This window comes from Actinomycetota bacterium, assembly GCA_023488435.1.
Classification (GTDB): Bacteria; Actinomycetota; Coriobacteriia; order Anaerosomatales; family UBA912; genus UBA912.
Genome location: JAMDCK010000028.1, coordinates 1 through 11297, shown reverse-complemented (window position 1 = coordinate 11297; position 11297 = coordinate 1). Strand labels below are relative to the sequence as shown.

12 protein-coding genes are annotated in these 11297 nt (G+C 58.3%); all 12 read right to left on the bottom strand.

All coding sequences use genetic code 11. From position 1 onward, the window contains the following. Window positions 1-88: 88 nt before the first annotated feature. Complete coding sequence (locus tag M1617_04210; GenBank protein ID MCL5887495.1) at window positions 89-994, bottom strand: ADP-ribosylglycohydrolase family protein; 906 nt, start codon at window positions 992-994, stop codon at window positions 89-91. A 51-nt stretch (window positions 995-1045) separates the two neighbouring features. Continuing rightward, window positions 1046-1273 (bottom strand): hypothetical protein, encoded by a 228-nt coding sequence (locus M1617_04205; GenBank protein MCL5887494.1) that lies wholly within the window; start codon window positions 1271-1273, stop codon window positions 1046-1048. A 119-nt stretch (window positions 1274-1392) separates the two neighbouring features. Next, the gene (locus M1617_04200) at window positions 1393-1764 is read right to left on the bottom strand and encodes a hypothetical protein (protein MCL5887493.1); all 372 of its coding nucleotides are present in this window, start codon (window positions 1762-1764) and stop codon (window positions 1393-1395) included. Between the two features lie 784 nt (window positions 1765-2548). Continuing rightward, complete coding sequence (locus M1617_04195; protein ID MCL5887492.1) at window positions 2549-3592, bottom strand: restriction endonuclease, SacI family; 1044 nt, start codon at window positions 3590-3592, stop codon at window positions 2549-2551. Then, window positions 3573-4820: a DNA cytosine methyltransferase gene (locus M1617_04190; GenBank protein ID MCL5887491.1), complete on the bottom strand. Its 1248-nt coding sequence runs from the start codon at window positions 4818-4820 to the stop codon at window positions 3573-3575. Before M1617_04190 ends, M1617_04195 begins: the two co-directional genes overlap by 20 nt. 255 nt (window positions 4821-5075) lie before the next feature. Next, window positions 5076-5660: a hypothetical protein gene (locus M1617_04185; GenBank protein ID MCL5887490.1), complete on the bottom strand. Its 585-nt coding sequence runs from the start codon at window positions 5658-5660 to the stop codon at window positions 5076-5078. Between the two features lie 77 nt (window positions 5661-5737). After that, window positions 5738-6322 (bottom strand): hypothetical protein, encoded by a 585-nt coding sequence (locus tag M1617_04180; GenBank protein ID MCL5887489.1) that lies wholly within the window; start codon window positions 6320-6322, stop codon window positions 5738-5740. Between the two features lie 137 nt (window positions 6323-6459). Then, a complete protein-coding gene (locus tag M1617_04175) occupies window positions 6460-6726 on the bottom strand; it encodes a hypothetical protein (GenBank protein MCL5887488.1) in 267 nt (88 codons plus the stop codon). Next, window positions 6726-8258, bottom strand: coding sequence for a S8 family peptidase (locus M1617_04170; GenBank protein MCL5887487.1), 1533 nt, complete (start codon window positions 8256-8258; stop codon window positions 6726-6728). The genes M1617_04175 and M1617_04170 overlap by 1 nt, the downstream gene beginning before the upstream one ends. Further along, complete coding sequence (locus tag M1617_04165; protein ID MCL5887486.1) at window positions 8242-9462, bottom strand: S8 family serine peptidase; 1221 nt, start codon at window positions 9460-9462, stop codon at window positions 8242-8244. The genes M1617_04170 and M1617_04165 overlap by 17 nt, the downstream gene beginning before the upstream one ends. A 313-nt stretch (window positions 9463-9775) precedes the next feature. Then, window positions 9776-10951 carry an AAA family ATPase gene (locus M1617_04160; GenBank protein ID MCL5887485.1) on the bottom strand — a complete coding sequence of 392 codons (1176 nt, stop codon included), beginning with the start codon at window positions 10949-10951 and terminating at the stop codon, window positions 9776-9778. A gap of 178 nt (window positions 10952-11129) precedes the next feature. Then, on the bottom strand, window positions 11130-11297 hold a 168-nt coding region (locus M1617_04155), incomplete at its 5' end, for a pirin family protein (GenBank protein ID MCL5887484.1).

Here is an 11297-nt window from a genome sequence, read left to right as displayed (position 1 = left end):
AGAGTTTCGGGACACCATTACGTACATGTTAGCGTATCTCAATGGAGTCCACCAGGGCATCCGGCGGGCCGAGCCGAAGCCACCAAAGTCAGCGACACTCCCCCTGATCCAACAGCCCCTCCGCCATAGCCGCAATCTCATCCGCAAGCGCTACGCGCGTTCTCCAGTGCTGCGGAATCCCTTCCTCGCCGTAGTGCGCGCCCGCAATCTGCCCGACGATGGCCGCCGTGGTGTCGGCATCGTCGCCGAGGTTCGCTGCCCAAAGCACCGCGTCGCCGAAGGAATCGGTTCGCGCGAAACACCACAAAGCCGCCTCAAGGGAGGCCACGCAGTACCCACTGCCCCGGATCTCGTCTTGCTCCTTGCGGAGATACTCCCCGCCCGCGATCGACACCACCCTAGGCTGCTGCAGGCCGATGTCGCCGACTTCGAGTATCGCGTGCTTCGACGCCCCTGACAGCGCAGCGCATATCGCACTGCCGAGCAACATGCAGCACTCGATCGCCTCCGGTGCCGCATGCGTCGTGCGCGAACTCTCGGCCGAGTAGTGCGTTACAGCAGCCGTATCGGGATGGAAGAACAGCGGGATTGGAGCGAGCCGCATCAAAGACCCGTTGCCGGCAGTCATGGGATCGTCAGAGCCCGAGAAAGGGTCGCCGTTCCTCTCAAACCGGGCAAGCGCCGCTCGGACCGTGTTACCGATGTCGAAGCATTCGCCAGTCGAACTCATGTAGCCATGGTGCCACCAGTCGAGATACCGACGCATCTGGTCCCGCGCATCGAAACCGCCGCGTTCGATCAGGCTGGCGGCGAGGCAAAGCGCCATGGAAGTATCGTCGGTCCACTGACCAGTCTCGAGCCCAAACGGGCCACCCCCGACCATGTCGACCACAGGCGCGAAGGTGCCGCGCGCCCTGAACTCGACCGTCGTCCCAACAGCATCGCCCACGGCTAGCCCGAGAAGGCAGCCTCGGTATCGACTGCGAAGATCCACTGGCTCTCCAAACGTATCTACTCGGTCCGCATCCGGCGGATGACCTGTACCTCAGACCGCTTGAACGACGATTCCGCCAAACCGCGCTTCCCCTGCGACGCACTCGACCCCGTCGATGAAGCAACGTGTGTCGTCGTACGGCGAATCATCGTCCTTGTACACGCCGAGGCACCCAAGGCCCATCGTCCCAGGCAGGTTGAAGAATGCAACCGGCCGGCCGTCTTTGGACACGGCGCGTTCGACGCACGTCCTGCAAGCATATCGAGGGTAGCGTGGCACCTCGTCGACCTCCGCACCGCACACAGCGCATTGCTGCACAGAAACACACCTCCCATCGATAAGCCGCTCGTCCGCCTCACATCGAACTTGCCTGCACTTGGCGTCCTGCAACGATCACTCTACCCGATACCGAGTATCGCAAATGCCGAAAGGGCCGCCAGCGGTGCGTAAATGGCTTCGGACAACACTCCGAGCAAGGCTTCGGCCCAACTCGAGCGACCCGAGATAGCATCACCGATCTCACTCGCGGCGAACATGGCGAACCAGATCAGCGAGTACGTCAGCCAGCCGCCTGGCCAACCAAGGTGCAGGATCAGCACGAAAGCCGCTGCCGTCCCCAGCTTCGTGACCAACACGCCGAGCAGGAAGCGCTGTGGCGATGTTTCCGACGGGATGTCCACCAGGCGCAGCGCGCTGGCACCTGCATAGATGACGAATGGAACGACGTAGATGATCGCCAGGACCGCTACGATTGCGAGAACGAGAGCCATTGGGAGTCACCCCTTTCGTTGCTAGTGCCAGAGTCTGGTTCTGAACGCAACTAGGCAGCTATCCTACTTGGTTGAGATCTTGCCCCCGCTAGTTAGGGATGTAAATCACCATAATCAAGAACCTGATACTTGTCATTCAGATAAAGCACCAGCGACATGGTTGCTTTCAGAATATTTTCGAAGTGCGCACTGCAGTGATCTATTTCTGCAACCCGGTAATAGTAGCTTGCGCCGAATCCCCATTATTGTGTAGGACGCGGAGTGTCTCTTCGACGCGAAGAGTGAGATGGCGGGCACAAAAAGTAGCCAAATGCGTGTGGTTGGAGGGCCATTCCATGCGCTATTTGATTACGGTACTGTGCAGCATCGTAGTAAATCTTCAACAACGACTCAACTGCGAGCAGGTCATCTCTGTCTCGGCTCAAGAAAAACTCGCTCGCCGCATACTTCTGGGATAGATGGCGAGCGAACACTGACTCGGAAGTCCCATACGCTCTGCACGCCGCAAGGGACTTTGTCTCGCAAAGAAGTTGATATAGCTTTATGAGGCCTGACTCCGTATGCTCCCATGTGCTCAAGGCTCGACCAACAGCCTCGTAAATCACTGCTGTACTATCCTCCCCCCTGTAACTGGGAGATGCCACTTTCTTTGGCGGCGGATTCCATGCTGGTGGAGGCTCATAAACACTCATTACTTGCACCCCTTTACGGAAATCATGACTGTCAAAGGCCGGTCAGAGCATCTCCCGTTTTCGTTAATCGCGCTGCCCCACGCTCGCCCCACCTAGCCCGAACAGAGCGCGGCCCAACGATCGAGCGACTCTTGCCGAACCTCAATTTCATCCAGCCTGTACATAATACGCTGAGGCAGCGCACGGATGACCGGACCGACATCCCCGTCCAGCCATGAAAGGCATGAGTAGAGCATTGCCTCCGCCGAGTAATGAATGCGCAGGATGGTTCCCAAGCACAGTGCGTCCGCAGCGAGTGCATCTCCGTCGAGCTGTGGCTGGTTACCCGCAAACGCTGCAATGATGCAGCGAGAGATACCTGCAGCGGCACATTCACGAGCAAAACGTGTGACCTCGGGTGCAGTGACCGGCTTCGCGCGAACTTCGACGCTCAAAAGCACCAACCCGTCATCAAGTGCAACGACATCACCTGGGTAGTGACGCGAAGGGTCGTTCACCCGAGCAGTTCCAACATCATGAAACGCACAGTCAGCCAAGGCCGCAACTATACCTTGGGCGCGCTTGCCATTCTCAGCATCTTCAGCCAAGAAGGTCCGCATAGACTCGACGAGCAAGTCGAGCGAGACAATCACATCGTCGATTACTGGGATTACAGTCATGCCAGTAGCCTCGAGCCGTTGACGAATGAAGGCCGCAAGTGCCAACTGCGCACTGTCGGCACTCAGCGCATCAACCTTGTGTAATACAGCCTTCAATCTCTCGAGGGCGTCAGGCCGCCTCACTCGCTCAATGGTATCCACATGGTCGTAGCGGAAAAACGGTTGATTATTCATTGGTTCGGGCCCGCGATTGCGAATGTCGATGTGCTCCTCGATCAATCGCGGCACAAGGACGCCGTGCGCAAGAGAGCGCACAGAATATGAGCGGGGGCTGTAGTTTTCCTTGATGGAACGGGGGTCAATACTAGGATCAGTGGCCTTTGCCAAAAGTGCAGTCCCGAGAAACGGCGTGAAGGTCTTGTACGGCTCAGCCGCCATCTCGCGAGCGTGCCCGATCCATTCCTCGGGGAGTTCGTCCTCTGAGCGCGCAAGGTCGAGCGCCTCAGACAGTCGATGCTTAGCCCGCAAGTAATCCAACTGTCATCCCCTTGTGTGCCGGTGAATCTACGGGCAGCGACTCAAGCAAACCCATCTGCTCCAGCAGTGTCCTGACTACCACCTTGCCGAGTTCCAGTGGCACGGCGTTACCTATCTGGCGTTGCGCACTCATCCGATTGCCAACCACCACGAAGTCGTCTGGAAAAGTCATGAGGCGAAGCAACTCAGGAATGCGGAGTCGGCGGGCGCGCATATCACCTTCTGAGGTGGGCAGGTTCTCCCAGTGAAATGGCCCAACCCACGGCCCCGGCTGGGCCTGAATCGTCGAAGACGGTCGATCTGGGTGCAGTCGAAGCAGGAACGTCCAGTAGCGCGTACGCCACTTGAAGACATCCCGGCCGCCAAGCCGATCCGTGTGCCACAGATAGTTCTGCCCCGGGGGAATCTCCGCCAGCAATTCCGCAAACTCCCCTTCGGCCAGTTCGCCCGGCTCTGGGATGTCAGAAAGGCCGGCGAACGCTTGCTGGGCAGTTACATACGGTAGGCGATCAGGATGGGAGTTGTCCTGTCGCTCACTTACTCCGCCGTGCGTGGGTGCTGGGAAGTGGAACGGAATGCCGTCACGCCGACCGACCACGAAGACACGTTTACGCAGTTGAGGGACACCGTAGTCCGCGGCGACCAGCACTTGCCAGCGTGGGTTGTATCCAAGGTCCGAGAGTTGCGCAATGAGTCGATCGAACTGCCTGCGATGCGTCTTGTAAGTGAGACCTTGCACGTTCTCCAAGATGAACGCTGCCGGCTGAGCGTCTCTGACCATACGGACGTACTCGTCCAAAAGCGAAGCATCGGGGTCCATACTGTTCCGCTTCTCGGCGATCCAGAATCCAGACTTCGAGAATGGTGTACACGGCGGACCGCCGACGAGCAATGTCGCCTCGCCGGGAACAAGACCAGCCTCACGTAGTAGGGTGGACGACTTGATCTCGCGGATGTCACCCGCGAGGGTGGCAGTACCCTTGAAGTTGGCACTGAACGCTTTGAGTGCCATGTCACAGTAGTCTGTCGCAATGGCGACACGGAGTGGGCTGTGCGCTCCATCTTGGACGAGTGGCGGCTCGGCGCAACGGTGAGCAGCTAAATCAAGGCCACCGGCACCGGAGAACAAACTAATAACAGGATAGTTCACGCGACACCCTTCGAGTAGTTCGAGCAAGATTGGTGAAGCCATCCACCACATGTGCAGTATCGCATCTGAGTCTGACATCTACGACACCCAAGATCGTGGCGTGTTGTCTCCAACAATGCTTGTACCTACCCGAATGATACTCGAAGTGCTCTGCCCTGAGACATATCCTTGTGGCGAAGTTCAGCATGTCGGGGACGATGAAGTGCCGAGCCTCGGCGACAGACACGTCTATGCTTCCCATGTCGGTCAAAATGAGGCAGAGCTTGCCTCGTCTTATTGAGCGTAACTCGCGGACCTCATCTTGTCGGTGTCAGAGCCATTGTTGGGCAGACCTTACCATTCCCGGGGAGTGAATCCCCCTGCCGGATACGGCAGTCGATCATTCAAGTCGCAGACGAAGGCCAGGTGTATGCGCAAGGCAGCTCGCCACTCATCAAAGGTGCCAATGTCGCGTGGGCGGAAGGCGTGAATCGCGTTCCGCCGGAGCTGAACAAACTGGACGTAGGAATTCCAGTTCCACTCACCAGTCCAGACACTGCTGACGAAGAACTGCCGGAGTAGCTCTAGGGATGCCTCATCAGGCTGCTGCACGTTCCCGCTCATCCACATAGGTTGCTCATCATCTTGGTAGTCCGCGTAGTAGACACAGAGGAACAATCGCAGCATACCTTCGACGAGGGCACCAAGATTAGCCCACGCGAGGATCAAATCACCGTCTTCCGAGGCATGAATCCAGCGGGGCAGAGATGCCGCAAGGGAGGCCTGCCATTCGAGCATCGAGCGACTCAGGAGCCCGGCCGCTTCTGCGGGAGCCCAACCAGTGGCGGTCTTCCAGAATGCCATCGTGTCGGACGTGAGTAGCACAACGCGCTCGCAGACTTCCTCTATGGCCAGATCGTCGATGTCGCTCGGTCTCAAACGCATTTCCCCCTCTGAGTTCGGCCCAACTTAGTTTCGCATAACCCGCGCAGGTTGAGTGTATCGCGCGAAGGCCGTCAACGCTGCAAGGCGTCGGGTTCCTGCACTTGTTTGGCTTCGTCCGCACGGTCAAGAAGAATCCTCGCCAGTTGTTCACACGTGCGTATGAAGTCGAGTGCTTCAGAGACCGGAACGGCAAAATCTGGAGCGTGTGATGCCTCATTTCGTAACTCCCTGAGGCCCTCCAAGACATCCCCAAAGTCGCGGTTAATCACGCCGGACTTCTCAAGCACCGTGATCGCAGACACTACGAGGGGCTTGCGGTCCTGGAAGAAAGATTCGCCGAGGGAGTGCGCGGCGGTCAGTATCGCCGACTCAAGCGTGCGCCACCCCTCATGCACTCCGGCTCGGGGAGAGACAAGCGCAAGCTGCACAGCCGTGCTCTGTTCAGTCGAAAGCGCTCTTCGTCCTGGAGACTCAAGCATCGTAGTCACTTCGCGGGCCTCTTCGAGCTTCTTGCTAAAGTCGAGTTCAATATCCCGATACCTGAGGCGCTGAAGAAGTGGAATGAGTTGCGCCAGTGGCTTGCGCAGAACCCACAAAACAAACAGGGCCGTCGCTGGCCATGCGAGCGAACCGACAATACTGGCGACGAACTCCAAAGGCGTCGCCGCTCCCCCTCGTGTATGCCCAACAATGCTTACATGCCATGTATCCGCATAATACTCCAAATGCGTTACCTCGCACCATGAGCATGGGGCAGCCGACGCTCCCCAACCGCCTCACATCCCCCCTTTCTTCACGAAGCTTCTTCGAGCCCGCGCCATGCGATCGGCTCGTGAAGCGGCTTGTCCAACACCAGCCAGAACCGAGTGCCTTCCTCGGCAGACGAGATCGACACCGAGTCGCCGTCGCCGAACAGCACCAGCGTGCCGCCTTCGGCGGTTACCGGCGTTGCCTGCGCGCCGAATGTGCCCGCGCCCTCGAACAGGTACGCGAACCGACCGTCCGGACTCACCTGCCAGTGTAGGACAGCGAGTGCAACACATCTTGACTCATGTTCCACTATACGAATCTAGTAACGCGAGCTGCACTGCGAAGCGTTAGGTTCTGAGCTTGGAAGCGACTCTTGAGGCTTCGCGCCATTTCGTCATAAACGGGGGCAGCACCCCCGGGATCCGCAATCGTGACAACTAGAGAGAACGGTTGAGGCCGGTATTGATCGCCCTTCACCTCCGCACCGTGGCGATTCAGCAGGCTCACCTTCAAGCGCCAGCGATCGCCACTCTTGCCTCGTGCGCCGAGGTCTCCGTGATATGTCCGTACCGGCGCCCACTTCCGTAAGGCGGAAACTTGGTAGGACTCGTACAACACGCCTGGGTTCTTGTGTTCTGGCGGAACCAGACCCTCGAAGTACGTCGTGATCTCGCCAGTCTCCTGATTCACACGGTCCCGATACACGCCGAAATGAGCTTCGATATGGCTCTCGCAGTATTCCGAACCCCAGCGTGATCCTCGAGCCGGAGCAAAGGCGACAGTCATCCAGACCTCGCCAAAGAATTTGCCATCGCGGGTCAGCGATTCCGGATACGGGAAGTAGTCCCACTCAAGGTCGAACCCTGGACGGAGCACATCGTCAAAGACGAGCGTCGCAGCACTGAGAGTGCATTCTAGGCAGTAGGGTGCGGGTGTTGGCAGCCCGAATCCGAAGAAGTCCTCTTGACCGTCGGGAACTCGCAGGTTGGTTCTTGGATCCCGGGCATGATGGGTCAGCAGTGCACGAGCCAAAACCGGCGATGGTGTGGGCGTGACTCGATGGTATATCTGGGCGAGGGTCTTGGACACGAGCGGTGCCGCGAAACTCGTGCCCATATCTTCTGCGCAAGCTCCACTACAGACCGATCGAACGCCTCTAGTCTGCCCGCCATCGACTGTGCAGCTGCCGCCGTAGTGCATGAGGTCAGGCTTGATCACGTAGTTCGGTCCGGCTCCATGACGGGAGTAGGGTGCGGGTTCGTCGCTGTTAGGCCCTGCCCCCGTGTAGTCGACATGAGAGAGGGAGCCTACGGTTATTCCAAGCACACTGTCCGCCGGTGTCGTGATTCTTCCGGCATCAATCTCGGGACCGGCTCTTGGGAATCCGAGCAGGGGCCGAGTGGTGTAGTTGCCTGCGCTGATGACGAACGAAACCTGATATCTCTCCTGCAGATTGTCCAATTCCTCCGCAAACGAGGAGAACTCGTCGAGTGAACAAACAGAGTCCGTGCCCAACGACAGGTTCCAGACTTTGAAGTCGTTGGCATGTCGCCGCAGGGCGTCTTCGAGCGTCCCAAGCAACTCCTGCTCGGTGAGATTGTCCACACTCCCTTTGGCCGGATCTCCATTCGGGAGGACCTGAAGGTCGAACACGGCGCACGGACCGGAGTCTATCCCTGCTACGTTAGGGTTAAGGATATCTCCCCAGCAAATCAGACCAGCCACGAAGGTCCCGTGATCCTCGTTGCGGTAGGGCGGGGCGACTACAGACTCGCGACCGACTACCCACGACTCCATACCAGAGACTGCCGAAGAAATGCCGCTGTCAACCACAACCACCACCGGGACATGCTCCACTACAGACCGATCGAACGCCTCTAGTCTGCCCGCCATCGACTGTGCAGCTGCCGCCGTAGTGCATGAGGTCAGGCTTGATCACGTAGTTCGGTCCGGCTCCATGACGGGAGTAGGGTGCGGGTTCGTCGCTGTTAGGCCCTGCCCCCGTGTAGTCGACATGAGAGAGGGAGCCTACGGTTATTCCAAGCACACTGTCCGCCGGTGTCGTGATTCTTCCGGCATCAATCTCGGGACCGGCTCTTGGGAATCCGAGCAGGGGCCGAGTGGTGTAGTTGCCTGCGCTGATGACGAACGAAACCTGATATCTCTCCTGCAGATTGTCCAATTCCTCCGCAAACGAGGAGAACTCGTCGAGTGAACAAACAGAGTCCGTGCCCAACGACAGGTTCCAGACTTTGAAGTCGTTGGCATGTCGCCGCAGGGCGTCTTCGAGCGTCCCAAGCAACTCCTGCTCGGTGAGATTGTCCACACTCCCTTTGGCCGGATCTCCATTCGGGAGGACCTGAAGGTCGAACACGGCGCACGGACCGGAGTCTATCCCTGCTACGTTAGGGTTAAGGATATCTCCCCAGCAAATCAGACCAGCCACGAAGGTCCCGTGATCCTCGTTGCGGTAGGGCGGGGCGACTACAGACTCGCGACCGACTACCCACGACTCCATACCAGAGACTGCCGAAGAAATGCCGCTGTCAACCACAACCACCACCGGGACATCGCCATCGACATCTTCGCGAGCTGGCAAGACTGGGAGTGAGCTTGGGTTCAGCGCATGTGGGCGCACACTCCGCAGCACGGGCATGGGTACGATAGACCGAACGCCGACAACGGACGACAAGTCCTCTACCTGGTTCGTCGTGCGGCATTCGGCCGAGTACGTGCAGCTCGAGGTCGAGTAACCCGCTCGACTCACTTTGATATCTAGGCGATTGCATGCGTTTTCGAAGTCGACGACTAGTCTTTGACTGTCCTCATCGCCATCAAGACAGAACAGCCTCACCTTGGTAATGTAGCCGTTGGCGTCCCCTGGACTGTGGCGCAGAATGTCCAGGGACGATTGTCCGCGCCGTCTGGCAACCGGCGTCACCGGTTCAATCGATTCCACGCTGGATAGTTCTTTCAGGAGACGCTTGGACGAACCATTGCGAATCCTGGACTCAAGGGCGTCGAGTCCTGTCGGTGTCGCCTTCACGAACAGCTCTCCAGGCCCTCCTGCACCGATGATTGGACAAGTTCGGGACGAAAACAGCTGCTCGGGCCGATGGCTCTTCGCTATCGCTTTGCTCAGGAGCTTCACGCGGAGTGGTGCAACGCCAACGTCCTGTAGTGGGTGCGACAGGGCCGAGCGCGACGCTGCAACCTGATGCACAAGGCCAACACGATACGCGCTGTCTACCGTCCTGAAGGGAACCGCTTTTCCACCGCCCGGGTTTACCCGTCGCTCGACACCCTGATTGGGCATGACAAGCTTAATTGGAAGACGCTCGGCACTTGGATACTCGTTGTCAGACGCCATGTGGCTCAACCCCCTCCGCGGGCTGGTCTTCCTTCACCAGCCTGTGCACAGTCGACTTAGAGACGCCCAATAGCGCAGCTAGAACCGCCAAGCTGTAAAGTCTTTCATCGCGTTCACGCAGAATGCGGATAAGGCCCTCAGGATTCTCACCTCGTAATCTCGAAACGAAGCGACGGGATCCCTCCTCTCCGATTCCAATATTGAGGAGGACGAGGAACGCGTCGCCCAGGTTGGACTCAGAGTCGGTAACGACCCCCAGGCGTTTGAGACGGCGGCATACTTCTTCGATATCTGACCCTGTTAGCCCATCTGACAAGTCTACAAGCACATCGAGGTCTCGGGTCGAAAAACTAAGCGAACCCAGGAAGCCTACCCAGAGTGCCTTGCGCTGATTGGCATCGGGGAAGGTTAGTTCTAGACGATATCCGAAACGGCGCCACACTGCGGAATCAAGGAGATCCTGGTGATTGGTCGCGGCCAGCACTATCGACTGAGAGCCGAGAGAATCCAGGTTCTGGATGAAGCTGTTCACTACCCTCTTCAGTTCGCCTAGCTCCTGAGTGTCGCCACGCAGTTTCGCGATCGCGTCGAACTCATCCAAGAAGAGAACGCAGGGGGTACGAGCGGCAAAGTCGAAGAGCGCCCTAATGTTCTTGGAAGTGCTGCCGAGCAGCGAGGAAATCAGCCCGTCGAGGCGGGCGACGTACAGCTCAAGCCCAAGTTCACCGGCGATGAACCTTGCCAGCCTGCTCTTGCCCGTGCCAGGCGGCCCGTACATGAGAAGGTTGATGGATCCGTGGATTCCCTCGGCGTCCAGTAACGCATGGCTCTTCGCAATACTCAGGAACTCATGCACCACGCGCCATTGGTCGGATGTCAGCACTAACTGCGGCTCATCGCTCCTGAGCGCAACACGCTCAACGAGCGCGAACCGGCTGTCCGAATCCACCGGGAGTGACTGTGCAAAGCTGACGTCCACAGGGCGAAGCATATGATCGGTGTTGTCCAACATCCTCCGCAGACGCCTCGCGGATGAAGAATCACCCTCCGATTCGAGCTTGTCGGCAAGAAACGCGGTGTAACTCCGCACCTTCTCTGTATCGAGACGCAGCGCACCGTTAACGATACGAAAAACTTCATTCATGAAACGCTTATTGTCACTCATGAAACGAAGATACGTGTAGCACGAACGCTTGTCAACGGGCTAGGTGACGGATTCCGCGGCTTGGCTGAGGATTTCTACTCGCACGCAGTAAGGTGAACACGATCATCACAACTCGCATGGATCATACAGCTGGGTGCCCAAGAATGCTTATACCTATCCGCATGATACTCCAAGTGCGTTACCTTGCAGCATAAACAGAGGGTCGCCGAAGCCCCCCGTGCTTCACGAGGCTCCCCTCTCCGAGCTCGCGCCAGGCGGCCCTCAGCTCCTCTTGTATGTTCATCACGATCGGCCCGCGCCAAGCGATCGACTCGCGGAGCGGCTTGCCCGACACCAGCAGGAACCG